At 47.3% G+C, this 24439-nt stretch carries 25 protein-coding genes; 8 read left to right on the top strand and 17 right to left on the bottom strand.

Translation table 11 applies throughout. The annotated features are described in order from the left end of the window. Positions 1 to 3: 3 nt before the first annotated feature. The 5 genes from ftsI2 to mgrB all read right to left on the bottom strand — a co-directional run bounded on the left by ftsI2 (position 4) and on the right by mgrB (position 3473). Positions 4 to 1749, bottom strand: a complete 1746-nt coding sequence (gene ftsI2 / locus OGY83_RS03080; RefSeq protein ID WP_003833773.1) for a peptidoglycan DD-transpeptidase FtsI2/PBP3(PARA) — start codon at positions 1747 to 1749, stop codon at positions 4 to 6. 219 nt (positions 1750 to 1968) lie between these two features. Then, positions 1969 to 2178 (bottom strand): transcription antiterminator/RNA stability regulator CspE, encoded by a 210-nt coding sequence (cspE, locus tag OGY83_RS03075; protein ID WP_001062678.1) that lies wholly within the window; start codon positions 2176 to 2178, stop codon positions 1969 to 1971. Positions 2179 to 2190: 12 nt separating this feature from the next. Continuing rightward, positions 2191 to 2334: a DUF2627 domain-containing protein gene (locus OGY83_RS03070; protein WP_003034983.1), complete on the bottom strand. Its 144-nt coding sequence runs from the start codon at positions 2332 to 2334 to the stop codon at positions 2191 to 2193. Between the two features lie 636 nt (positions 2335 to 2970). Then, on the bottom strand, positions 2971 to 3255 hold the full coding sequence (locus tag OGY83_RS03065) for a YebO family protein (protein WP_003833774.1): 285 nt from the start codon (positions 3253 to 3255) through the stop codon (positions 2971 to 2973). Positions 3256 to 3329: 74 nt separating this feature from the next. After that, entirely contained in the window at positions 3330 to 3473 is a 144-nt protein-coding gene (gene mgrB, locus OGY83_RS03060) for a PhoP/PhoQ regulatory lipoprotein MgrB (protein WP_003034977.1), read from the bottom strand. 164 nt (positions 3474 to 3637) lie between these two features. On the opposite strand from mgrB, the gene OGY83_RS03055 reads away from it, so the two are divergent. Next, positions 3638 to 3877 carry a YobH family protein gene (locus OGY83_RS03055; protein ID WP_003034975.1) on the top strand — a complete coding sequence of 80 codons (240 nt, stop codon included), beginning with the start codon at positions 3638 to 3640 and terminating at the stop codon, positions 3875 to 3877. Positions 3878 to 3991: 114 nt separating this feature from the next. Here the strand turns inward: OGY83_RS03055 and kdgR are convergent, their stop codons facing one another. Continuing rightward, on the bottom strand, positions 3992 to 4783 hold the full coding sequence (gene kdgR / locus OGY83_RS03050) for a DNA-binding transcriptional regulator KdgR (RefSeq protein WP_003833778.1): 792 nt from the start codon (positions 4781 to 4783) through the stop codon (positions 3992 to 3994). 174 nt (positions 4784 to 4957) lie between these two features. On the opposite strand from kdgR, the gene OGY83_RS03045 reads away from it, so the two are divergent. Next, positions 4958 to 6331 carry an MFS transporter gene (locus OGY83_RS03045; protein WP_286635258.1) on the top strand — a complete coding sequence of 458 codons (1374 nt, stop codon included), beginning with the start codon at positions 4958 to 4960 and terminating at the stop codon, positions 6329 to 6331. Between the two features lie 47 nt (positions 6332 to 6378). Here OGY83_RS03045 and htpX read toward each other — a convergent pair whose 3' ends face one another. From htpX to msrC, 4 genes are all read right to left on the bottom strand, one after another. After that, positions 6379 to 7260: a protease HtpX gene (gene htpX, locus OGY83_RS03040; RefSeq protein WP_003034964.1), complete on the bottom strand. Its 882-nt coding sequence runs from the start codon at positions 7258 to 7260 to the stop codon at positions 6379 to 6381. A gap of 192 nt (positions 7261 to 7452) precedes the next feature. Next, a complete protein-coding gene (prc, locus tag OGY83_RS03035) occupies positions 7453 to 9501 on the bottom strand; it encodes a carboxy terminal-processing peptidase (protein WP_286635257.1) in 2049 nt (682 codons plus the stop codon). A gap of 19 nt (positions 9502 to 9520) precedes the next feature. Next, entirely contained in the window at positions 9521 to 10207 is a 687-nt protein-coding gene (gene proQ / locus OGY83_RS03030) for an RNA chaperone ProQ (RefSeq protein WP_003833781.1), read from the bottom strand. Positions 10208 to 10303: 96 nt separating this feature from the next. Continuing rightward, a complete protein-coding gene (msrC, locus tag OGY83_RS03025) occupies positions 10304 to 10801 on the bottom strand; it encodes a free L-methionine (R)-S-oxide reductase MsrC (RefSeq protein ID WP_003034953.1) in 498 nt (165 codons plus the stop codon). A gap of 128 nt (positions 10802 to 10929) precedes the next feature. On the opposite strand from msrC, the gene yebS reads away from it, so the two are divergent. From yebS to OGY83_RS03000, 5 genes are all read left to right on the top strand, one after another. Next, positions 10930 to 12213 (top strand): membrane integrity lipid transport subunit YebS, encoded by a 1284-nt coding sequence (gene yebS / locus OGY83_RS03020; protein WP_079937509.1) that lies wholly within the window; start codon positions 10930 to 10932, stop codon positions 12211 to 12213. Next, the gene (locus OGY83_RS03015) at positions 12182 to 14815 is read left to right on the top strand and encodes a PqiB family protein (protein ID WP_286635254.1); all 2634 of its coding nucleotides are present in this window, start codon (positions 12182 to 12184) and stop codon (positions 14813 to 14815) included. Before yebS ends, OGY83_RS03015 begins: the two co-directional genes overlap by 32 nt. Positions 14816 to 14897: 82 nt before the next feature. Continuing rightward, entirely contained in the window at positions 14898 to 16319 is a 1422-nt protein-coding gene (gene rsmF, locus OGY83_RS03010; RefSeq protein WP_286635252.1) for a 16S rRNA (cytosine(1407)-C(5))-methyltransferase RsmF, read from the top strand. A 100-nt stretch (positions 16320 to 16419) separates the two neighbouring features. Next, positions 16420 to 16656 carry a YebV family protein gene (locus OGY83_RS03005; protein ID WP_029139506.1) on the top strand — a complete coding sequence of 79 codons (237 nt, stop codon included), beginning with the start codon at positions 16420 to 16422 and terminating at the stop codon, positions 16654 to 16656. 102 nt (positions 16657 to 16758) lie between these two features. Then, positions 16759 to 16950: a YdfD/YebW family protein gene (locus OGY83_RS03000; RefSeq protein WP_003034941.1), complete on the top strand. Its 192-nt coding sequence runs from the start codon at positions 16759 to 16761 to the stop codon at positions 16948 to 16950. Here the strand turns inward: OGY83_RS03000 and pphA are convergent, their stop codons facing one another. Beyond that, the gene (pphA, locus tag OGY83_RS02995; RefSeq protein WP_286635250.1) at positions 16951 to 17592 is read right to left on the bottom strand and encodes a protein-serine/threonine phosphatase; all 642 of its coding nucleotides are present in this window, start codon (positions 17590 to 17592) and stop codon (positions 16951 to 16953) included. It lies immediately after the preceding gene. Between the two features lie 420 nt (positions 17593 to 18012). Next, positions 18013 to 18402 (bottom strand): HumD family translesion DNA polymerase, encoded by a 390-nt coding sequence (locus tag OGY83_RS02990; RefSeq protein WP_048235213.1) that lies wholly within the window; start codon positions 18400 to 18402, stop codon positions 18013 to 18015. Positions 18403 to 18636: 234 nt separating this feature from the next. Here OGY83_RS02990 and OGY83_RS02985 point away from each other — a divergent pair, with 234 nt between their 5' ends. Next, on the top strand, positions 18637 to 20544 hold the full coding sequence (locus OGY83_RS02985; RefSeq protein WP_286635247.1) for an acyltransferase family protein: 1908 nt from the start codon (positions 18637 to 18639) through the stop codon (positions 20542 to 20544). A 197-nt stretch (positions 20545 to 20741) separates the two neighbouring features. Here OGY83_RS02985 and OGY83_RS25160 read toward each other — a convergent pair whose 3' ends face one another. The 5 genes from OGY83_RS25160 to OGY83_RS25250 all read right to left on the bottom strand — a co-directional run bounded on the left by OGY83_RS25160 (position 20742) and on the right by OGY83_RS25250 (position 24275). Further along, positions 20742 to 20825 (bottom strand): tail fiber assembly protein, encoded by an 84-nt coding sequence (locus OGY83_RS25160; RefSeq protein ID WP_075553027.1) that lies wholly within the window; start codon positions 20823 to 20825, stop codon positions 20742 to 20744. A 59-nt stretch (positions 20826 to 20884) separates the two neighbouring features. Continuing rightward, the gene (locus OGY83_RS02980) at positions 20885 to 21577 is read right to left on the bottom strand and encodes a tail fiber protein (protein WP_286635246.1); all 693 of its coding nucleotides are present in this window, start codon (positions 21575 to 21577) and stop codon (positions 20885 to 20887) included. A gap of 205 nt (positions 21578 to 21782) precedes the next feature. After that, positions 21783 to 22811, bottom strand: a complete 1029-nt coding sequence (locus tag OGY83_RS02975) for an acyltransferase family protein (protein ID WP_191214411.1) — start codon at positions 22809 to 22811, stop codon at positions 21783 to 21785. Between the two features lie 96 nt (positions 22812 to 22907). Continuing rightward, entirely contained in the window at positions 22908 to 23372 is a 465-nt protein-coding gene (locus tag OGY83_RS02970) for a hypothetical protein (RefSeq protein WP_286635245.1), read from the bottom strand. Between the two features lie 93 nt (positions 23373 to 23465). Further along, positions 23466 to 24275, bottom strand: coding sequence for a tail fiber/spike domain-containing protein (locus OGY83_RS25250; protein ID WP_370616185.1), 810 nt, complete (start codon positions 24273 to 24275; stop codon positions 23466 to 23468). Between the last annotated feature and the right edge of the window lie 164 nt (positions 24276 to 24439).

The raw sequence follows: 24439 nt of genomic DNA, 5'->3' as shown, positions 1-24439 counted from the left end.
AACTTACAGCGACGGCGAGGATACGTTGCTGCCGTGCATCACCAGCAGATGATCGGAGTCGGCAGGCATGCCATCCGGTTTAACGTTCTCCAGACGCAAGACATCGCCCATTATCTGGCTGAAGACAGGCGCAGAGACAGCCCCACCATAATAAGCACCGTTTTGCGGATTATTGATGACGACCACCAGTGCAAATTTCGGGTCGCTCGCTGGCGCAACGCCTGCCGTATAAGCCACGTATTTATCGACATATTTGCCATCATCGCCAATTTTCTTTGCCGTTCCGGTCTTAACCGCCACGCGATAATCCCTGACCGCGGCTTTAGTTCCCCCACCACCGGGTAGGGCGACGCTTTCCATCATATGTTCGACCTGGTGAACCAGCGCCTCCGGCATCACTCTGGTACCGATTACCGGTGGGTCAATACGGGTAATCGAAAGGGGCCGATAGATACCAAAACTACCAATGGTTGCGTATACGTGCGCCAACTGCAGCGGCGTTACCATTAATCCATAACCAAATGCAAAGGTCGCACGATCCAAATCACTCCAGTAGCGGCGTTGAGGCATTAAACCGCTACTTTCACCGGTTAATCCCAGTCCGGTTGGATCGCCAAAACCAAAGCTCTTATAGGTATCCAGCAATTTTTGAACAGGCATAGCCAGTGAAAGGTGCGACACGCCGGTATCGCTCGATTTCTGCAAAATGCCGGTCAACGACAGTTCCGGATAAAATCCGACGTCACGAATACGATGTCCATCAAGATAAAAAGGATGGGTATCAATCACGCTGTCGGGTTGTACTATCCCCTGCTGGAGTGCAGTCATGATCACCAGCGGTTTAACGGTTGAACCGGGTTCAAACGTATCGCTAATTGCACGGTTACGAAAATCATCCAGTACCGCGCCGTCACGATTATTGGGGTTGAAGTCAGGGAAGCTCGCCATGGACAGTATTTCACCGGTAGCAATGTTGACCAGCACTGCGGCTCCTGATTCTGCTTTATTCCACGTAACGGCATTGTCCAACGCATCTTCGGTGACCGTCTGCAGACGTTCATCGATGCTGAGCTGTAGTTCGTGCGCAGGAACAGGCGTAACTTCGGTGATATTCTCGATGACATGGCCAAATTTATCTTTACGTACCAGACGGGAGCCAGGTTTACCCATCAACTGGTTATTAAAGCTCTTTTCCAGTCCTTCAATGCCTTGTCCATCAATGTTGGTAAAACCAATGAGATTTGCCGCTACGTGGCCTGCGGGATAGAACCGGCGGGATTCCTCGCGCAGGTTGATGCCCGGGAGATTAAGATCATCGACCCACTCAGCTTGCTGAGGCGAAATTTGTCGTGCCAGATAAATAAAACGTCCGCCAGGATTACTGTTAACGCGTTCCGCCAGCGTACTCAGCGACAGATGCAGAGTCCTTGCCAGAGCCTGCCAGCGTTCGTTATAACCCACGCCTCCCTTGCTGATGATGGTCTTAGGATCGGCCCATACGGCGTTAACCGGAACACTTACCGCCAGCGGTCGCCCTTCTCTGTCGGTAATCATCCCGCGCGGCGAGGCAATAGTTACCTCACGTAACGAACGCATGTCTTCCTGTTTCACCAGGCTCGTTGGCGTGACAATTTGCAGCCACGCAACCCGACCCAGCAGCAATCCCAGACTCAATAATATTGCCACACAAAGCAGGGCAAAACGTACGGGAGTAAAATTGCGCGCGTCGCCGTCGTTTTTCTTTTTCACCTGGTCTCCAGCAAGATAGTTTTTCAGGTGTCTGATTTAACGAGAAATGTCGGAAGAAAGCGGGGAAAACTATGCTACGAACATCACGCCTTTGCAACAAAGCGCTAATGGATGGGCGTTTAGAAATATTTAGACGTATTTCGAATTAAAAAGCCCCGCATAGGCGAGGCTTTATATCTGAGATGGTTGCGCATATGCGCTTCAAATCAGTGGTGTCGATCAGATAGCTGTTACGTTAACAGCAGCCGGACCTTTCTGGCCGTCCTGAATTTCGAACTCAACGTTCTGGCCTTCAGCCAGAGTTTTGAAGCCGTTACCCTGGATAGCGGAGAAGTGTACGAACACGTCTTTGCTGCCATCAGCCGGAGTAATGAAACCAAAACCTTTAGACTCGTTGAACCACTTAACTTGACCTTTAATCTTTGCCATTTGCAAAATTCCTTAGAGTATTTTCTTCGCCCGCAGGCATAACATAGATAAAACTGAGACATTACTGCTTGAGGCACTAATATAAGGTTCGGCAGAGAAGCGGTATTCAACGTCAACGTGTTTACTCAGGACTTCTTTACTGAAAATGCCACACATAAACAGAACTGTACCTCGTTTAACCCAAAACGTGTTATCACATACAACGTTAATAATGGCAAGCCATTTTTAAACGTGTCTCGATCGGTCGCACAAATCCCGTCACTCATCAAACAGCAACTGCACAGTTATGCGCCACACCGCGTAGTGTTATATTCCCGCCGCTCGCCCTATCCCCCGCCAGGCTTGCACCATAGCCGGGACATTTCTACCATAGCTCAATAGCTTCGGTTGTTCCAGATTAGCTGTTACCAGGTGTGCCGGATATCATTTTTTATGCTTAGTAATGCATAAAATGTCACAAGCGTAAAAATGAGATCCGCCTTCTGCTTTTGCACCAAAATAATGAAAGAATGATGACAATGCACAAAAAAAGTTAGAGAAACGTTTCGCTGTTAATAAAACGATCGTTATCACAAAAATGACATAATCATATTTTTATCGTATGGGAAATTATATTTATATCAGACCGGAGATAAGATATTAATTGGTTGGAGCATCTGAAGATACTGAGTTTACGCGCGTATCAGATTGCTAATTACACGACATGTGCAGAAGAAAATAATCTGGCACGCTGGCGACAGGATGAAACATCTGAGAACAAAAGCAACAGATCCTCACCCTGTCATACCGTTTTTACCGCTCAGCTACCAGGCGGATGATGTCATCATCTTCATCCTTCGCTGTGACCGCAGCAGGCTCTGCCGCTTTTTCAGGTTCGTTAGCTTCGCAAAGGCGACGGAGCAACGCGTTCTGTCTTTTTTGCTGGTCTAACAATGCTTCAAGCAGCTCAATCTGCTCATTAGTACGCGAACTTGCCCGATTGACGAAAAACCACAGTACGAGCCCGACAACCAGAATCACCACCGATACAGCCAAAGACGCCAAACTCAACGCGCCAGAATTCAAAACTTCGTTCATTTCACCACCTCAATGTAGACAGCGTAGTTTACCACTGCCGCACAAGAAGGTAATCAACTGTGGCAAAAATGCGCTTACCAGGGAATAAATTTATTAATGGCACAAATGCCGCTGAAAAATTGTACATCCTGATCGCACATGATGTTGAACACTTGCGCCCACATCAGTATGCATACCAGTACGACAACAATCAGCACTACCCAGCGAATTTTTTTCACTCCAGCTCCACTCTTCGAATCTACATCTTATGTCTATAAATTATCATGCGTTACCTAAACCCAGCGTTAACTGTATCGGCATTCAATCTTTTTAGGAATGATTGACTTGTTTCATCCCGTGTACAGGCTAATCTAAGAATAACGAGAAAAGATAAGAGGTTGTAATGCGTCTGATAATCCGCGCTATTGTGTTGTTAGCTCTGGTTTGGATCGGTTTATTACTGAGCGGCTACGGAATTTTGATTGGAAGTAAGGAGAATGCAGCGGGTCTGGGTTTGCAATGCCAATATCTGACCGCCCGCGGAACCAGCACCGCGCAATACGTCCACACAAACAGCGGTATCATTGGCCTGTCGGATTGTCCTTTGTTAAGAAAAAGTACGGTCATTATTGATAACGGTTAATATAGCAACAATACATTCGCTACGTTATTTGCACCAACTAACGTTATGACTGTTCATAAAAAACCCCAGATACAAAAATACCTGGGGTTTTTACGTTGACGCTATTACGTCAGATTAGAACGGATAGTCGTTATAGCCCATTTGTTCTGAAATTTTACGCGCCGCCGTATGCAGCATCGCCACATACTCGTGCAAACGTTCTTCTGAGAAACGCAGCGTCGGGAATGAAATACTCAAGCCTGCAATCACTACACCGAAACGGTCAAATACCGGTACACCGATGCAGCGCAGACCTTCTTCCTGTTCTTCGTTATCTTCACCGTAGCCCTGCTCGCGTACTTTATCCAGCAGTACCAGCAGCTCATCAGTATTGGTAATAGTACGGTCGGTGCTGCGTTTGTACTCAATACCGTCCAGAATCTGCTTCACTTCATCGCGGTCACGCCATGCCAGCAGAACTTTACCGATAGCCGTGCTGTACAGCGGATTACGGCGACCTACGCGAGAATACATGCGCAGATTGTACATGGAGTCGATTTTATGGATGTAGACGATGCTGTCTTCATCCAGTGCGCCAAGGTGTACTGTTTCTTTGGTCAGGCGAGAAAGTTCGCGCATCTGAATATCAGCGCTACGGATAAGATCGACGTTTTGTAACGCGCGAGCACCCAGCTCGAATAATTTCAGGGTCAGTGAGTATTTCTCAGACTCCCCTTCTTGTGCCACATAACCCAGCGTTTTCATGGTCTGCAAAAAGCGATAAACGGTGCTTTTCGACATCATGACGCGTTGCGACAACTCGGTAATACCAATTTCGCGCTCTTCACCCAGCGCCTGCAGAATGCCAAAAACCTTCAGCACGGAAGATACAGAATCGGGTTGTTTATCCAGATCTGCGATTGCCATTTATCACCCCTTTCGAGTGTTTTATAAAAATCAGAACCGGTTTTTATTATAATTTCACGTATCAGCCCTCGCAATCGCTCTTTGCTTACTTAGTTACAAATCTGCGACCTAACGCCTGAATATCAATGCTAAAATTATTATTCTCATCATAAATTCCGACAATATTGACTTCCTATGGAAAAAACTCAGACCGATGGTCTGCCATTGCCCCAGCGATATGGCGCAATTTTAACCATTGTTATTGGCATATCTATGGCAGTACTCGATGGCGCAATAGCAAACGTTGCCCTCCCCACTATCGCCACCGATCTTCAGGCCTCACCCGCCAGCTCAATCTGGATTGTGAACGCCTACCAAATTGCGATCGTTGTTTCGCTGTTATCGCTCTCTTTTTTAGGTGATATGTTTGGCTACCGACGCATTTATAAGTGTGGTCTGGTTGTGTTTCTGTTGGCGTCGCTGTTTTGTGCCTTATCAGACTCGCTGCATATGCTGACGTTAGCGCGCGTGGCTCAGGGGTTTGGCGGCGCGGCGCTGATGAGCGTTAATACGGCATTGATCCGACTCATTTATCCTCAGCGCCAGCTTGGCCGCGGAATGGGTATTAACTCCTTTATTGTGGCAGTCTCCTCGGCAGCGGGTCCGACTATTGCTGCGGCAATTCTTTCTATTGCCTCGTGGAAATGGCTATTTCTGATTAACGTCCCGCTGGGGATCATCGCCCTGCTACTGGCCATGCGTTTTTTGCCCCCCAATTCTTCACGTAGCAATAAACCGCGCTTTGATCTGCCCAGCGCAGTGATGAACGCCTTAACATTCGGTTTGTTAATCACGGCACTCAGCGGGTTTGCACAGGGACAGTCGCTAAAATTGATTGGTGCTGAACTTGTGGTGCTTCTCGTGGTGGGATTCTTCTTTATCCGCCGCCAACTCGCATTACCAGTACCGTTATTGCCGGTTGATCTGCTACGCATTCCGCTGTTTTCACTCTCTATTTGTACCTCAATCTGTTCATTCAGCGCGCAAATGCTGGCAATGGTTTCCCTGCCCTTTTTCATGCAAACGGTTCTCGGACGCAGCGAGGTTGAAACGGGCCTGCTGCTGACGCCGTGGCCGCTGGCAACCATGGTGATGGCCCCACTGGCGGGATATCTGATTGAACGTGTTCATGCGGGTCTGCTGGGCGCGTTGGGCATGGCAGTGATGGCGTGTGGGCTGTTTTCGCTGGTGTTGCTCCCCGCATCACCTTCCGATTTTAATATCATCTGGCCGATGATTCTGTGCGGTGCGGGTTTTGGCTTGTTCCAGTCACCGAATAATCACACCATCATCACCTCCGCGCCGCGTGATCGTAGCGGAGGCGCGAGCGGTATGCTCGGAACGGCGCGTTTACTGGGCCAGAGTACCGGGGCCGCACTGGTTGCGCTGATGCTAAATCAGTTTGGTGACAGCGGAACACACGTCTCGCTGATAACAGCAGGCATTCTGGCTTCGCTGGCCGCAATCGTGAGCGGCTTACGTATCACACAACCGCGAGTTCAGGCATAAAAAAAGCGCGTCTGTCGACGCGCTTTTTATTTTTATTCTGCTGCCAATTATTTCAGATATTCACCGCTGCGCAGCGCTTCAATACGTTTGTCCAACGGCGGGTGAGTCATAAACAGCTCACTCAACGATTTGGATTTACCGTTGATGCAGAACGCCATCATGCTGGTCGCTTCCTGCGGCTCATAGCTGGTTTTCAGGCGCTGCAGCGCGGCGATCATTTTTTCACGACCCACCAGTTTCGCTGAGCCGGCATCCGCATGGAATTCACGATGGCGTGAGAACCACATCGTAATAATGCTCGCCAGAATACCAAATACCAGCTCCAGTACCGTTGCTACCGCAAAGTAGATTAACGGGTTACCGTTGCTACCTTCTCCCTCATCGCGGTTGCCGCCCATAAACCCAGCGGCAATCTGCGCAAGAATACGCGAGATAAAGATAACGAAGGTGTTCACCACACCCTGAATTAACGTCATGGTAACCATATCGCCATTAGCAATGTGGCTGATCTCATGCGCGATAACCGCTTCGGCTTCATCCGGACTCATGTTTTGCAACAGGCCAGTACTTACAGCCACCAGCGAGGCATCCCGCCGGGCACCGGTAGCAAACGCGTTAATATCTGGCGCATGGTAGATTGCAACCTGCGGCATAGCGATCCCGGCCTGGCGGGCCTGATTCGCGACTGTATTCATCAGCCAGCGTTCTCTTTCATTGCGAGGTTGTTCAATCACTTCCCCGCCAACGGATTTTAACGCCATCCATTTGGACATCAGCAGCGAAATGAAGGAACCACCAAAACCAAACAGCAGTGCCATGATCAACAAGCCTTGAACGCTGCTTGACTGGATCCCTGTCAGGCTCAATACCAGCCCGAAAACGACCATCACAGCCAGGTTCGTCAGCAGGAAGAGCGCGATTCGCATCATAATTTTCTTTTAACCTCAATTTAACAAAACGCACTATGCGATTACCCATATCGTATGGGTCTTATGGCTATTTTCAAGCATCCATAGGTGCTAAGTCACCAGAAAGACACAACTTTACATTTTATCGTATCAGACTGACGTCTTCATGCACTTGTTAAAAAAACAGGCACAATTTCTTGTGCCTGTTTGAGGTTATTGACTGGTCGCGGACTGTTCCGCTGGCTTTTCTTTTTCAAGATGCGCCAGGTCGAGCGCGATTTTTACCGTTTCATCCAGGTATGGATCTGGCTCCTGGTAATCCTTCGGTAGATCGTCCAGTTTCTTCAGCGGCGGTTTGCCTTCACGCTTAAACCGATCGTTAATGCGCGCCAGACGCATTGCGTCATCTTCGTTATTCTCTTTTTCACGCTGAGCGTAATTCAGAGAAGCGATGTTGCGCTTATCCTTCATCGCATTGAAACGCGCAATGTCCTTCATGATGTACTGGAACTCGGGATCGTTCGCAATACGTGCATTGTGCTCTTTCAGCAATTCAGGTCCAAACGGCGTCAGATTATCTGACTTGGTGTAGGTCGCAGCATCAATGCTGTCCCACGGCAGCGCGTTATCTTCAAACTTCTCGCCGGTTTCAGTTTCTTCATTACCTGTCGGCATGATGATATCTGGCGTAACGCCCTTACGCTGCGTGCTGCCACCGTTTACGCGGTAGAATTTCTGGATCGTATACTGAACTGAACCCAGCGCTGGCCATTCCGGGCGCAGCATCTGATCGTAAATACGGTTCAGGGAGCGATACTGCTGGACGGTGCCTTTGCCGAAGGTTGGTTCACCAACGATCAGCGCTCGGCCATAATCCTGCATTGCCGCAGCGAAAATCTCTGATGCTGAGGCGCTGAAGCGATCGACCAATACCACCAACGGGCCTTTGTAGTACACAACGCCGTCGGTGTCGCTGTCTTCACGCACTTTACCGTTATTGTCACGAACCTGAACCACCGGGCCGGAAGGAATGAACAGACCGGAAAGCGAAACCGCTTCAGTCAGTGCTCCACCACCGTTGGTACGCAGATCGATGATAATACTGCTGACATTTTGTTTTTCCAGTTTCTGCAACTGGACTTTGACATCATCAGTCAGGCCTACATAGAAGCCAGGAATATCCAGTACGCCAACTTTTTCTTTGCCAACGGTTTTCACGGACATTTTCACGGCGCGGTCTTCGAGACGAATGCGTTCACGCGTTAGCGTCACAGTGCGCGTCTTGGTACCTTTACCGGCAGGCAGAATTTCAAGGCGTACCTTGCTGCCTTTTGGTCCTTTGATCAGCGCCACGACATCATCCAGACGCCAGCCAATCACATCGACCATGCCCTTGCCCGTCTGCCCGACGCCGACAATACGATCGCCAACGCTGATCGCCTTGCTCTTGGCTGCCGGACCACCTGCCACCATGGAGTTAATGACGGTGTAGTCATCATCCATTTGCAGAACCGCACCAATACCTTCCAGAGACAAGCTCATTTCAGTATTGAACTGCTCGGTATTGCGAGGAGAGAGATAGTTAGTATGCGGGTCGATTTCACGGGCGAACGCGGTCATCGCCAGTGAGAACACATCTTCGCTGTTGGTCTGCGCCAGACGGCGAATCGCAAATTTGTAGCGGCGCGTCAGCGTTTCACGAATTTCCGCATCGGTTTTACCGGTCAGCTTCAGACTGAGTTCGTCAAATTTAACCTTGCCATCCCACAGCGCGTTAAGCTCTGCTTCGGTTTTCGGCCACGGCGCTTTGCTTCGGTCGAGGTTAAAGGTGTCGGTACCGGTGAAATCCATTGGACGTGCCAGTACGCTTAATGCGTACTGATAACGTTCAAATCGGCGTTTTTGCGCCAGATTATAGAGATCGTAAAAGACATCCAGCTTGCCGGTGCGCAGTTCATCGCCGAGGACCGTTTTCTTTTTTGCATACTGTTCGATATCACTCGCCAACAGCACGTTGTGGCTGTAGTCGAGCAAATTCAAATAGCGGTCAAAAATTTTTGCCGAAAACGCTTGATCCAGATCGAACTGGCGATAGTGTGATCGCGTAAAACGCGACGTCACACGTTCGCTTACCGTCGCATGCTGGGTTTCTTCCTTTAAAACGGGGATTTGATCGGCACGCGTGATGTCTTCCACAGCAAGTGCCTGGCCTGCTAATGCAAGCAGACCAGCTAACGCAGTAAGCCTAAAAAAAGTGTTCATGCCAGGCCTGGCCTCCGTTTCAGAACACCAGGTGTTCTGCGCGTACAATCAAAGACATACCCGAATTCAGCTGTACACGGACGCCATCTTTGGTGATTTCTAATACGGTGGCATCCATCGCATTATTTCCTGCTTTCACCTTCAGAGACTGCCCTACCGTCAGTACTGAAATATCAGATACCGGGGTATGCTGTTCTTCGCGAGGAGCACGCGGTGCTTTTGCTGCTGGTTTTTCAGCGCGAGGTTTACGCTCAGCACCTTCTTTACGACGCGGTGCAGGACGCGGCTTACGCTCGCGACGCGGTGCGTCTTCTTTTTCACCGGCAGCAGCGGCCGCTTCGCGTTTTTTCGCCTGTTGCTCTGCGCGTTGCGCCTGAACACGGGCTTTAGCTTCTTCCAGCTGTTTGCGAGCATGTTCAACATGTTGTTCATCCAGCTCACCACAAGGGTTGCCGTCGAGATCAACACGCGTTGCGCCCAATTTAACGCCATACAGATAGCGCCAGCTTGAAGTATAGAGACGTAAGGCAGAACGGAGCTGAGTCTTGCTGAGGTTCATTTCGCCCTCAACACGCTCTACCAGATCCTGAAAAATGCCAATTTTCAGTGGGCGCGCTTCGCCTTCCGCACTAAAACACTGCGGGAAGCGTTCGGCCAGAAACGCGATGACTTCTTTACTGCTATTCAACTTAGGTTGATTTTCCATGAAATTTCCTGATTACAACGGACGTAGCCAACAAGCGCAGGCATGAACAGGCGACATTATAATGACGTCATCAGTAATTGCTACGTTATCCGTTGATTATCCTGCGACGTGCGCAAAGAATTTTTTGTAATCCGTCGTTGCAAGCACGGTTTCAAGCTGTGCCACCAGCGTACGCAGACCTTGTTCATCTTCCTCAGTAAAGCGTCCAAACGCCGTGCTATCGATATCCAGCACGCCGATTATCTGATTTTCGACGGTGATCGGCAGGACGATTTCAGCGTTGCTGGCGGCATCACAAGCGATATGCCCATCAAAAGCATGTACGTCCTCAATACGCTGAACCTGGTTCTGCGCCACTGCAGTACCGCACACACCGCGCCCTACCGGGATCCGCACACAGGCAATTTTGCCCTGGAAGGGACCAAGCACCAGCGTATCGTCCTCAAGCAGGTAAAAACCGGCCCAGTTCACTTCTGCAAGACGCTCGTACAACAATGCGCTGGTATTCGCCAGCGTTGCCAGAAAACTGGTTTCACCTGCCATCAATGCCTGAAAATCACGGTTCAGATCCGTGTATAGCTCTATTTTGTTCATTATATAATCACTTAGTTGTCTTACTTAAAACTGCAGCCTACTAAAATAAACATTAAATGCGTTAATGCTCAAGATCATTCCCGTCATGAGTTAAGATAACATTACTTCAACAATTTGATTCGCGATACATGGCCTTAACGACACCACGCATCACGCCAACTAAAAAAATAGCCATCAGGTCCATCGGTGAGGCACTACCTCGTGCGCATTATCATCGCTGCCCTGAATGTGACCTGATATTTAGCTTGCCTAAAATGCGTTCGCACCAAAGTGCCTTTTGCCCACGCTGCCAGGCAAAAATTCGTGACGGACGCGACTGGTCGTTAACGCGACTGGCGGCAATGGCTTTCACCATGTTGCTGCTGATGCCCTTTGCCTGGGGAGAACCACTCCTGCACATCTATTTATTAGGCGTGCGCATTGATGCCAATGTGATGCAAGGCATCTGGCAAATGACCCGACAAGGTGACCCACTCACCGCCTCCTTCGTGCTTTTTTGCGTCGCCGGCGCGCCGCTAATTCTGGTGACCTCAATTGCTTATCTGTGGTTTGGCAATATTCTCGGGATGAACCTGCGTCCGGTGCTGCTGATGCTGGAAAGGCTCAAAGAGTGGGTGATGCTCGATATTTACCTTGTGGGTATCGGCGTCGCATCAATCAAGGTTCAGGACTATGCTTTTTTGCAGCCAGGCGTGGGGCTGTTTGCTTTTATTGCGCTAGTGATCCTCAGTATTTTGACACTGTCTCATCTTAACGTTGAGCAACTTTGGGACCGTTTCTACCCACAAAGACCGGCTCGTCGGCCCGATGAAAAGCTCCGTGCCTGCCTTGGCTGCCATTTTACAGGTTATCCGGACGCCCGGGGTCGCTGTCCGCGTTGCCATATCCCGTTGCGCTGGCGCAGAAATCAAAGTATCCAAAAGTGTTGGGCGGCTCTGCTGGCCTCGATTGTCCTGCTTTTGCCTGCTAACCTGCTGCCCATCTCGATAATTTATGTCAACGGTGGTCGGCAGGAAGACACAATCCTGTCAGGCATAATGTCTTTGGCAAACAGTAATGTCGGCGTAGCGGCGATCGTTTTTATCGCCAGTATACTGGTGCCATTTACCAAAGTGATTGTGATGTTTACGTTGCTAATCAGTATCCACTTTAAATGTGAACAAGGGTTGCGCACCCGTATAAAACTACTGCGTATGGTGACCTGGATTGGCCGCTGGTCGATGCTGGATCTCTTTGTTATCGCGTTAACCATGTCGCTGATAAATCGCGATCAGATACTTGCTTTTACTATGGGACCGGCTGCGTTTTATTTCGGCGCAGCGGTAATATTGACTATTCTTGCTGTGGAATGGCTGGACAGCCGCTTACTTTGGGATGCACATGAGTCAGGAAACGCCCGCTTCGCAGACTGAAGCGCAGATTAAAACAAAACGCCGTATCTCCCCGTTCTGGCTACTGCCGTTCATCGCGCTGATGATCGCAGGATGGCTTATCTGGGGAAGCTATGAAGATCGCGGCAATACCGTGACCATTGACTTTATGTCTGCGGACGGCATTGTGCCAGGCCGAACTCCCGTTCGCTATCAGGGCGTTGAAGTGGGTACGGTGCAGGATATCAACCTCAGCAAAGATCTACGCAAAATTGAAGTCCGCGTCAGCATCAAATCGAGCATGAAAGATGCTCTACGCAAAGATACCCAGTTCTGGCTGGTCACGCCAAAGGCGTCGCTGGCTGGAGTTTCTGGTCTGGATGCGTTGGTTGGCGGCAACTATATCGGCATGATGCCCGGTACTGGCGAGGCCGAGGATCATTTCGTCGCACTCGACACTCAGCCCAAGTATCGTCTGGATAATGGCGATTTAATGTTGCATCTACGGGCCCCAGATCTCGGATCGCTTAATAGCGGTTCGCTGGTTTATTTCCGTAAGATTCCGGTGGGCCGGGTCTATGACTACACCATTAACCCAAATAACCAGGGTGTAACCATCGACGTGCTGATCGAACGCCGTTTTACCAATCTGGTGAAAAAAGGCAGCCGCTTCTGGAATGTCTCCGGTGTGGATGCGGATGTCAGCCTTAGCGGTGCGAAGGTAAAACTGGAGAGTCTGGCGGCGCTGGTCAACGGCGCCATTGCTTTTGATTCCCCCGAAGACTCAAAACCCGCTGCGGCAGACGACACGTTTGGTCTATATCAGGATCTCGCTCACAGCCAACGTGGAGTGATCGTCAAGCTTGATTTACCCAGCGGAGATGGACTCAAAGCAGGCTCAACATCGCTGATGTATCAAGGATTAGAAGTCGGTCAGCTCACAAAACTGGATTTAAACCCAAGCGGTAAAGTCACCGGCGAAATGACGGTCGATCCCAGCGTCGTAACGCTGCTGCGTGATAACACACGAATTGAATTACACAGCCCTAAATTATCTTTAAGCAATGCGAATCTCAGTTCGCTGCTGACAGGTAAAACTTTCGAGCTTGTACCTGGCGAAGGCGAGCCGCGTAACCAGTTTGTCGTTATTCCCGCTGAGAAGTCGTTGTTACACGATCCAGGCGTCATGACGTTTACGCTGACCGCGCCGGAGAGTTACGGTATTGATGCTGGCCAGCCGCTGATTCTCCACGGCGTACAGGTCGGTCAGGTGATTGAGCGTACGCTTTCCAGCAAAGGCGTCTCATTTATCGTTGCTGTCGAACCACAGCATCGTGACCTGGTACAAGGTGACAGTAAGTTCGTGGTTAACAGCCGCGTGGATGTCAAAGTCGGACTTGATGGCGTGGAGTTCCTTGGCGCCAGCGCCAGTGAGTGGCTCAGCGGCGGCATTCGTATTTTGCCCGGTACTAAGGGTGAAATGAAAAAAAGCTACCCGCTGTACGCTAACCTGGAGAAAGCGATTGAAAACAGCCTGAGCGATCTGCCAACCACCACGCTCAGCCTGAGCGCCGAAACGCTGCCTGATGTGCAGGCCGGCTCGGTAGTTCTGTACCGCAAATTCGAGGTCGGTGAAGTGATTAGCGTTCGTCCTCGCGCCGATGCGTTTGATATCGATCTGCATATCAAACCGGAATATCGCAACCTGTTGACCAGCAACAGCGTGTTCTGGGCCGAAGGCGGAGCAAAAGTTCAGCTTAACGGCAGCGGATTAACCGTACAGGCATCTCCCCTTTCACGTGCGCTCAAAGGGGCGATCAGCTTCGATAATTTAAGCGGCGCCAGCGCCAGCCAACGTAAAGGCGACAAGCGTATTCTTTATGCTTCGGAAACCGCCGCGCGTGCGGTAGGCGGCCAGATAACTCTGCATGCGTTCGATGCCGGTAAACTCGCTGCCGGTATGCCGATTCGCTATCTGGGAATAGATATCGGCCAGATCCAGACGCTTGAGCTCATCACCGCCCGTAACGAAGTTCAGGCAAAAGCGGTTCTGTACCCGGAATACGTGCAGACCTTTGCCCGAAGCGGTACGCGCTTCTCCGTGATCACCCCGCAAATTTCGGCAGCGGGCGTGGAGCATCTGGATACAATCCTGCAGCCGTATATCAACGTTGAACCAGGACGCGGCAATCCGCGCCGTGATTTTGAGCTACAGGAAGCCACCATTACCGACTCTCGTTACCTCGATGGTCTAAGTATTGTGGTGGAAGCACCAGAAGCAGGTTCGCTGAATATCGGAACCCCGGTCCTGTTCAGAGGTATTGAAGTGGGGACCGTCACCGGGCTGACGCTGGGCTCGCTTTCCGATCGCGTGATGGTTGCCATGCGCATTAGCCAGCGCTATCAGCATCTGGTGCGCAACAACTCCGTATTCTGGCTGGCATCCGGCTACAATCTCGACTTCGGTTTGACCGGCGGTGTCGTGAAGACTGGTACCTTCAACCAGTTCATTCGCGGCGGCATCGCCTTCGCGACTCCACCGGGTACGCCGCTGGCTCCTAAAGCACAGGCAGGTAAACACTTCCTGTTGCTGGAAAGCGAACCGAAAGAGTGGCGTGAATGGGGCACCGCCCTGCCACGTTAATGTATCCACTGCTCCGGCGTGAGTACGTACGCCGGAGCAGTTATGCTACACTGCGCACCTGTTTTTTTGCCGGTGGTACCAAGTGGCTTATTTTCCCGACGCCTTTCTGACCCAAATGCGTGAAGCAATGCCTTCCACGCTCTCATTCGATGAATTTCTCGCTGCCTGTCAGCGCCCGTTGCGCCGCAGCATTCGCGTCAATACGCTGAAAATCTCCGTTGCCGATTTCCTCGCGCTGACTGTACCTTACAACTGGTCTCTCACTCCAGTTCCCTGGTGCGCTGAAGGTTTCTGGATCGAACGCGATGATGAAGAGTCAGTGCCGCTCGGCAGCACAGCAGAACATTTAAGCGGCCTGTTTTATATTCAGGAAGCCAGCTCAATGCTGCCTGTCGCCGCGCTGTTCGCCGAAGGCAATACCCCGGAACGCGTAATGGATGTCGCGGCAGCCCCCGGATCCAAAACCACGCAAATTGCCGCAAAAATGAATAATCGAGGTGCGATTCTGGCGAATGAGTTTTCTGCCAGTCGCGTCAAAGTCCTGCATGCCAATATCAGCCGTTGCGGGATAGCTAACGTCGCCCTGACCCATTTTGACGGACGCGTATTTGGTGCCGCGTTGCCGGAATCATTTGATGCCATATTGCTCGATGCACCGTGTTCCGGTGAGGGCGTGGTGCGTAAAGACCCCGATGCGCTAAAAAACTGGTCTGTAGCAAGTAATCTGGAAATTGCCGCGACCCAGCGCGAACTGCTCGACAGCGCCTTCCACGCCCTGCGTCCCGGTGGCACATTGGTTTACTCGACCTGTACGCTTAATCGTGACGAAAATGAAAATATCATGCAGTGGTTGATTGAAACCTACCCGGACGCCGTCGAGTTTTTACCTCTGGGCGATTTATTCCCGGAGGCCGAGCGCGCCCTGACGCCGGAAGGATTCCTGCATGTGTTTCCGCAGATTTACGATTGCGAAGGTTTCTTCGTTGCGCGTTTGCGCAAAACAGCTGCAATCCCTGCACTACCCACGCCGACATATAAAGTCGGTAACTTCCCGTTTAGCCCGCTTAAAGGACGTGAATCCGCGCTTGTCACGCAAGCCGCGAGAGCTTGTGGACTGCAGTGGGAAGATAATTTACGCCTGTGGCAGCGCGATAAAGAGATCTGGCTGTTCCCGACTGAAATTGAACCTCTGATTGGCAAGGTTCGCTTTTCCCGACTCGGGGTCAAACTGGCTGAAACCCACAATAAAGGGTATCGCTGGCAGCATGAGGCCATTATCGCCCTCGCCGATCCGAACCACAGCCATGCATTCGAACTTACCCTTGCCGAAGCAGAAGAGTGGTATCGCGGTAGAGATGTTTATCCGCAAACCGCACCGACGAGTGACGACGTACTGGTTACATTCCAGCATCAGCCTATCGGTCTGGCAAAACGTATTGGATCGCGACTGAAGAATAGCTACCCACGCGATCTTGTCCGGGATGGCAAACTCTTTACGGGATAACGCACGTTTTTACTGGCGCTTTTGCTAACGTTGACTACGCTGAAAAATGGACGACTTAACTGGTCGTACCACAACCAGCAGATAAACGGAGAGCACGATGATGAAAACCAGTGTGCGCATTGGCGCTTTTGAAATCGACGACGCCGAGTTACATGGCGAATCGCCGGGGGACCGAACGTTAACCATTCCGTGTAAATCCGATCCGGATTTATGTATGCAACTGGATGCCTGGGATGCCGATACCAGTGTCCCGGCCCTGTTGAACGGAGAACATTCAGTACTATTTCGCGAACACTACGATCGTAAGTCAGATGCCTGGATCATGCGCCTTGCCTGATTCAAAAAGAACCCGTCGCCAGACGGGTTATTTCTTGGTTAATTTCCCTCATCTATCAACATCTTCTACACTACAGGTATGGCTTTACCATTTGAGGATGGAATGTTCACGCTGGTTCTTTTTGTGTGCTATCTGGATGGCGGTTGTGAAGATATCGTGGTTGATGTCTACAAAACTGAGCAGCAGTGCCTGATATCGATGGACGATCAACGTATTCGTAACGGCGGATGTTTACCTGCGGATGACTACATCGACAGTTTCTGGCATCCGGCCCAGGAATACAGCGACTTTTGATTATTGCAGTTGTACCAGCATTAACTCGCCGCCAAATACAGCACCGGTATCAATATAGTGCAGATTCTCGCGATCCAGCCGATGGCGCAACGGCGTGTGGCCAAACCAGAAGTGATCCGCGCCGCGAATCGCACAGCCACTGTTCATCAGTCTCGAGCGGTCCCACAGCACGCGCTGTAAATCTATCTCTTTTAGCCACTGATAATCATCATCCGGATAATCGGCATGAGCAATAACGTGTATGCCGTTCTGACAATGCAGCTCCAGAATCCAGGGTAATTGCCAACACTCTTCAAGAGCAAGCTTCGCTGCCGGTTGCTCCGCCTGCTCGAACCACGAGCCACCATTCATAAACCACATGAATTGCTCCCCTGTCGCCAGCGCGTCCAGCGCCATCTGTTCATGATTCCCCCTGACCGCGACAATCCAGCGTTTACGCAATAATTTCAGGCAACGCAAACTGTCTGGTCCTCGGTCGATAACATCCCCCACTGAAACCAGCAGATCCTGCCAGGGATCAAAACGGTACTGGCGCAGTTTAGCCATCAGCATCGAGAAGCAGCCGTGTATATCCCCAACCACCCAAACGTGGCGCCACTGCGTACCGTCGATTCGTTGATAGATATTTCCAGGTCGTCCCATGTCGCCTCCAGAGTACAAGGGTACCTGGTTATAATTTTAGCAATGATGGTAAAAAAGCCTGGACGATCGTGGGTTGGAGTATGGTATGGTTTACTGAGAATGCAGCATGCGATACACCGTGTTTTGCCCAGGATGGCACCGCATTCACCACATAAAAAGAGACCGAATACGATTCCTGTTTACAATGTAAAACGTAATCCTCCATTAAACTCAAACAGTTACAACCAAAACCCACTAAAAAACACCTCCCAATACTTACTATTGCACCTGTTCAAGATCAATTAGTTACCATTGAATTCGTGATGTCGTCGGGAAATTTTCGGGATCGAAACAGCGGCATAGAAAATTATACGGCACACCGTGTGCGCGTACCGTTGGGATCGTGAAAAGTAGAGACCTGGACTAATCAGGCCAATATGATTACATCACGGGGCAGTCATCGAACTCCGCGTTTCTGGCATCATTAATGATGTATGTGATCACCCCAAATATAGCGGGTGCAGAACAGTAACCGTAATCATCTACTGGCAGTGCTTCCCTTCTCCCGTTCTCCAGATTTATCAGGTAGGGTTGAGGGTAAATTTGATATCGCTTGATACTGAACTGCCCGTCTATTGCACATATCAGCAGCGAGCCATCACAGGCTGAAATCGACGCATCCACAACAAGCAGCGCCCCCTGGGGTATTCCCTCCCTGAAATGTGAACGCGATGCCCGCATGAAATAAGTTGCTGATGGCTGGCTGATAAGCTGCTGATCGAGGGCTCTACTTGTTTCAGCATAATAACTAACCAGTGAAGGGAATCCCATGACTATAGACCCCCGTTTGGGTAAAACGCATGAAAGCAATATTTTCCCCTTCGACAGTTGATATGTCTTTAAGAGCGCTAATGCTTGGCTCCATAACAACTATAGTCTTGAAAACTATCAGAATATCTCTACAACGCAGATAATAGTACATTATAGAAATATTAGTATGTCTATCTTTTTTCGATGCACATCGGTGTGTTAAAATCAGGCCAATAAAAATCACAGGGGAAACTGATGTTAAAATATAGGCCTGATATTGATGGCTTACGCGCCATTGCTGTAGTTTTAGTGATTACTTATCACGCATTTCCAAACCTTGTTCCTGGTGGTTTTATAGGTGTAGACATATTCTTTGTTATATCAGGATATTTAATAACTTCAATTTTGAATTTCAATATATCAAATAATAAACACTCAATAAAAGATTTTTACCGGCGCAGGATCGATCGCTTATTCCCAGCATTATTGCTTGTAATGTTTTCAGTGTTCATCTTTGGTTGGTTCACGCTCTTTCCAGATGAGTTTATGCAACTGGGGAAACAATTAGCGGGTAGTGCGGGCTTTTTGTCTAACATTGTCTTTTATAGTGAAACTGGATATTTCAACGCTACATCTCCGACAAAACCTCTTTTGCATCTTTGGTCTCTTGGTATAGAAGAACAATTTTATCTTATATTCCCTCTAGTGCTTTATCTGGCATACAAACGAAAAGTAAATATACTTTTCATTGTAGTGCTACTAGCAGCGCTATCTTTTCTATTAAACATACTGAGTATTAATGAAAATATAGAGAGAACTTTTTATCTTCCTCAATATCGCCATTGGGAACTTCTTTTTGGTGCAATACTTTCGCTTACGGTACATGGAGAAAAAGCAAAACGACCTCATACGTTAGTTGCAACACCTGTTGCCGCAGTTTCTCTTTTAGTCATTCTTATTACTGCGCTCACACTACATTCTACAGTTGCGTTTCCTGGATGGTATGCACTTCTCCCCGTTTTTGCCTCTGTATTACTGATATGGTCTGCGCAAGATGCGGGGCCAATTAAATCGGTTATTACATCCAAACCATTTGTATTTATTGGTTTAATTAGCTATCCACTTTATCTTTGGCACTGGCCTTTATTTTCTCTTGCATACATTATAAATGGAAGTACACCTCCTGATTGGCTAATGCTGTTATTAACAGTCTTGTCATTTCTGCTGGCCACACTTACATACTACTTAATTGAAAGACCACTAAAAAAAGTAAGATCATGGAAGAAAAAAACCATCCCAATGCTAATACTAATGCTAATAATCGGAGTTACAGGGTATAAGACATATACTATGAACGGAATTGACAATCGTTCTAATATTAAAATAAGCAAAGAGGTAAGCAGACTATTAATCGGCCCCATGTGGCCTTATGCTAAAAACGAAGCATGTCTGGAAAGATTTAAAACTTCATTGTCGAGTTCATTACCTTGGTGGTTTTGCTCTCTGAAGCGTAATGCCGATCCTGACGTGCTTATTTTAGGTAACAGCTATGCTAATCATTTGTATCCTGGGATTGCAAATAATACCCACTTAAAAGATCTTAATGTGCTCTCTATAGGTATAGCAAATGTAGTTGATGGCATTTCAGGAAGTAGAACTGCTCTTCAGACAGAACAAGCTGAATTCATCAACAATATTATATTACATACAAAATCCATCAAATATATACTAATCAGCGGAATAACAATTGACGCTGATGATAGTTATATTAATGACTTAATTGAAAGAATGTCAATCATTACTTCAAACGGTGCGAAAGTAGTAATATTCTATCCCCATGTACAGCTATCAGATGATATTAAAGAATGTTTCAGCAGACCGCTTAAAAGGCCAAATAAAGATTGCACATCAGACCTTTCAGAGCTGAAACATATTCAAGAAAAATTTTCACATCTAAAAAACAAAGTGAGCAAAGCATATCCAGAAACATTATTCTTTAACCCAAACTCTGCATTTTGTGATGAAAATAAATGCTCTTCAGTAAAAGAAGGTTTGCCAATGTATCGTGACGAATTTAAGCATCTATCAGAATTTGGAAGTATGTCTGTTGGAAATGAATTTGCTAAGTGGGCTAAAGAAAACCTTCCTGAATTAACAAAATAGTTTGGTGGCGGGCTTATGCCCGCCTTAACACCCATCGATACATATTTATATAACTCTGTAACCACGGGAAAAGACGAAATATAGTAATACTGTTGATGATTATTAAAAATGGTAGGTTGCATAAAACCAACAAAGCTGCTCGAAAGCAGCCATTTTAATTATATCAAATGACAACTACCTTTATCTTATCTTAGCATCTACGCCGACGGCAGTAATGGCCACTTAATGTCAGGTGCAGTTCCAGTATCGACGTTATGCAATTGCAGTCTGTATTTTTCCATGCAGTCAATTGTGTTTTTATATCTTCAGTCACCTTGTTCAGATCAACCGAATTCTGACACTACGCAATTTCTAGTGTTGCCTTAGCGTATAAACCAGCCTTTTCCGCGACTGCAATATTGATCAGTCGCTCCCTTGTTCTGGGAGGGTTAGCCGCTAACTTTAATGCTTCTTCTTCGCTTATTGCTGTCAGCCCTGGCTTGATATAGGTTGCATCAACACGATACGTTGCACCATTTGGTACAATGAATAACGCAGTTGCTACGGATATTTGTGCTGCAATAGACCCGCCGCCACCAAACTCTATTACGTTAACATATGCTACTAAGTTGGCTGATGTAGAACCCGTGATACGGACATAAACAGCAATCGGAAATCCGGTCGAATTTTTGTAGTCCACACCAACACCCCGTGATGTTTTTAAATCCTGTAACGTTTGCCCTCTTCCAGGCGCTGGACCTGCTGCTGCATCATATGTAGTTTTTACAGCTCCAGACGTGGCAGCCATTGTGTCATCTGCATTGGTTACTCCGCCGCTTAGTCTTACTATACTCTTTTGAGATGTAATTCCATCAACAGGCGTCCATTTCCCATAAGCAAGGTCATAAGCTGACTTTACTGCTGGTGGGGTGGCTGCCTGTGTTGTACTGGTGCTGTCTGTGGCAAAACTTAATTGAACTATTCCTTTCCGTGAAGTTGTCGCATCTACAGCAGAGTACTTGCTAACGGCAACGTCATAAGCAATTTTTACCACTACGGAAGTTGCTACAAGCGTGTTGTCGTCATCAATGCGTGATTGCGATGGGATTTGGTAGAGCTCCCAACAACCAAAGAAAGTAAAAAGCCCACCTGAGTGGGCTTAGTTCTATGCGGGCATAAATATTTTTGTTCGTTACTTCACCCGCCATCCACATTTTCATCTGCATTTACGCAGAATTAATAATTCTACAAATCATTTTCTATTGTTTGTTTTTCATGCTAAAGAAATAATATAATTTTACTGTGCTAAAGTACGCAACAATGAAACAGAATGCAGTAAAAAGAAGCGACTCAAGAGGGTTGTGAGGCTCAGCTTTTATTCCAAACATCCCAAACGCAGCAATTATAGAATATTTCAGAATTTGCTCAGTTCCGCATAAAACCAAGGTATTTTTTCCAAGAATAAGTATTGGCCTCAAATTAAATGATTTTGCCTTACTCTCAATGTATTTTGCCAAATAAATATTTGGTATGAACAACGCGAATGCAGCAAAAAAGAAACAAAAATATTGCAACTCCAGACTTGGCAAGGACTTGTAAAAAGTAAACGTCCCTTTTTGATAACAGGCGGCTGCATATAGAACAAGAACTGATATAGCAATAATGTTTATAGCGTTCTTTGAATTATATTTAAAAGAAAACAACCCATTTTTGAGAGGCTCACTTAGAAGAGCGCCTGCAGAAAAGAAAACAAGAAAATAAGCAGCGCTATCTATGTTCCAGAACAGTTTAGGTATACCTTGTCCAAACCAAATAGGAGAAAGAGTGTAAACAATCAGAGAAAAAATAAAAACAACAATCCTGCTTGAAACCATTCTGTGCAAAATATAATAATAAGTGAACACAATAAATAGACATGGGAAAAACCACAATGTGGCTAAAGGTGTATTGTTCCTTACTCCATAAACACTCATTTCAAACATCTGCAGAATATTGGTAAAGTCTCTTCCATCTTTTATTGTTAAAAAAATAATTCCTATGATTGAAAAAACAGCATACGGTAACATTATCCTTTTAAAAGAATTACTCAAACACTTAATTACTTCTATATTTGTCCTTGGGGATTTAACAAGAATACCGGATATAAAGAAGAACAAAGGAACGTGAAATGTAAAAACAAATGGGTACATTTTACCTGCGGCGCCACCAAAATGCCCAAGGTAAATATAAAACATTGTTATGAATCTTAAATAATCAATCCAATCAAGTCTTTCTTTATAAGCTTCCATAGCATACCAAATTTAAAAATTGCACGTTATGCAATTATAACACAATAATAACATTGCGTGTACTGTATAAATAAATAGGTTATATAGTGATGTTTGCTATAGCATCAGTAATCCATCCGTTAATTTTTTTGTTACCCCAATCATTGCAATGGTTGTATAAGAAATTTGTAAAGCATTATTTGACCCTGTACTTGCAAAGTAAAATCTATCCCCAGCAGCCATATCTGATGATTGTCGCTTTAACTTAATATTGTCAATTGTGGATAACGACATGTTGCATATAGTTTTCCCCACATATCCACCAGTTAATCCGCTCAGAGTAAAGTTTCCACTGCCAAGAGAAACTATATCAACATCATCTACATTAATGCTATTACCAGTAAATGAGCTATCCAGTACGAATGTTGAGCTATTATTAACTTCAAATTGGAGTATCCTTTCCCCTGAGATATTGTAATTAATACATAGTGACTCATTATTTTTATTTATATATAACTCGTAACTATTTAAAGCTCCTGATGATAGGACACTATCGCTATGGGCGTTATAAACTCCTTTCAATTTATTGCCATTTAATGAATATATTCCCCCACTAATGTAGTTCTGGATAATATAAATAAACCATATACCAAAAAACTCGTCTGATCCAGAGGATCATATTATTCCATTACCGTCATCATCTCCTGTTGATGAAATATAGCCCACTGAATCAGTGTTAATTCCAGTAATTGGTGATTTATCCCATGTTTTTAGATCCCTACTAAGCCACACCCTATAGTCTGTTCTACCTACGCTGCTATCTGAGCGGCCGTTTGCACAAGTAAGCGCCCATAACTGGTTATTATCATATCCATTTGATAATTGAACTAAATCACCCTTTACGTCTGATGTGACAACGCTTGATAAAAACTCCCACTGATCAAATGCGCTGTAACTTATATATATTTTTTGCACCTCCTCTCCATCAGATGTTGCGTATGCTCTTGAATGTGCGACTACATTACCATTATCCAAAAGGTGGACCCCGACCTCTCCTCCTGTTTCACCGATATTTGAAGCACCTGCTGGCGAAGCAAGCGTTGCTCGCAATGTTGAATCATCAACGCTTAACCACGCTCCTGTTCCCACACCTCCAGATGAAGATGGCGTTAATCCTGAAGGAACTACTTTTGGAAAAATTCCGTCCCATCGGTAATACTCGCCATCGGTAGTATCTTTCAGGATCTGGTTTGGTGTTGAGAGGGTTGCTCCTGTTTGGAAAGTGCCCACAGAAATCCAACCAAACTGAGCAATAGCCTGCTGAGCAAACCATCTTAATCCTTCAATGGTGTAATGCTTATTGCCGAATCTGTCTTCATATTCACGCTGTAATGATGTGACAAACTCGTCAATCTTCCCTGCATTAAATTTCAGGTCGCGCGGGGATTCACTTGGTACTGGCAGGTTAGTAGGTTGCGTAGCCATATTATTTCCATAAAAAGCCCGGCGCTATGGCCGGGTTAGTTACTGGCCTCATGCCAACGATGGCCCAGAGGAATTTGACGACGCCACGAAAGACAACGCGTGTACCTGCCATTCATTTGTGACAGATGGACATATTCAATTCCTGAATGACTGCACACATAGCA

The organism is Citrobacter sp. Cpo090, assembly GCF_030332665.1.
GTDB classification, from domain to species: domain Bacteria; phylum Pseudomonadota; class Gammaproteobacteria; order Enterobacterales; family Enterobacteriaceae; genus Citrobacter; species Citrobacter portucalensis.
Note: the sequence above shows the minus strand (reverse complement) of the source record. Positions and strands in the feature narration are given on the sequence as shown.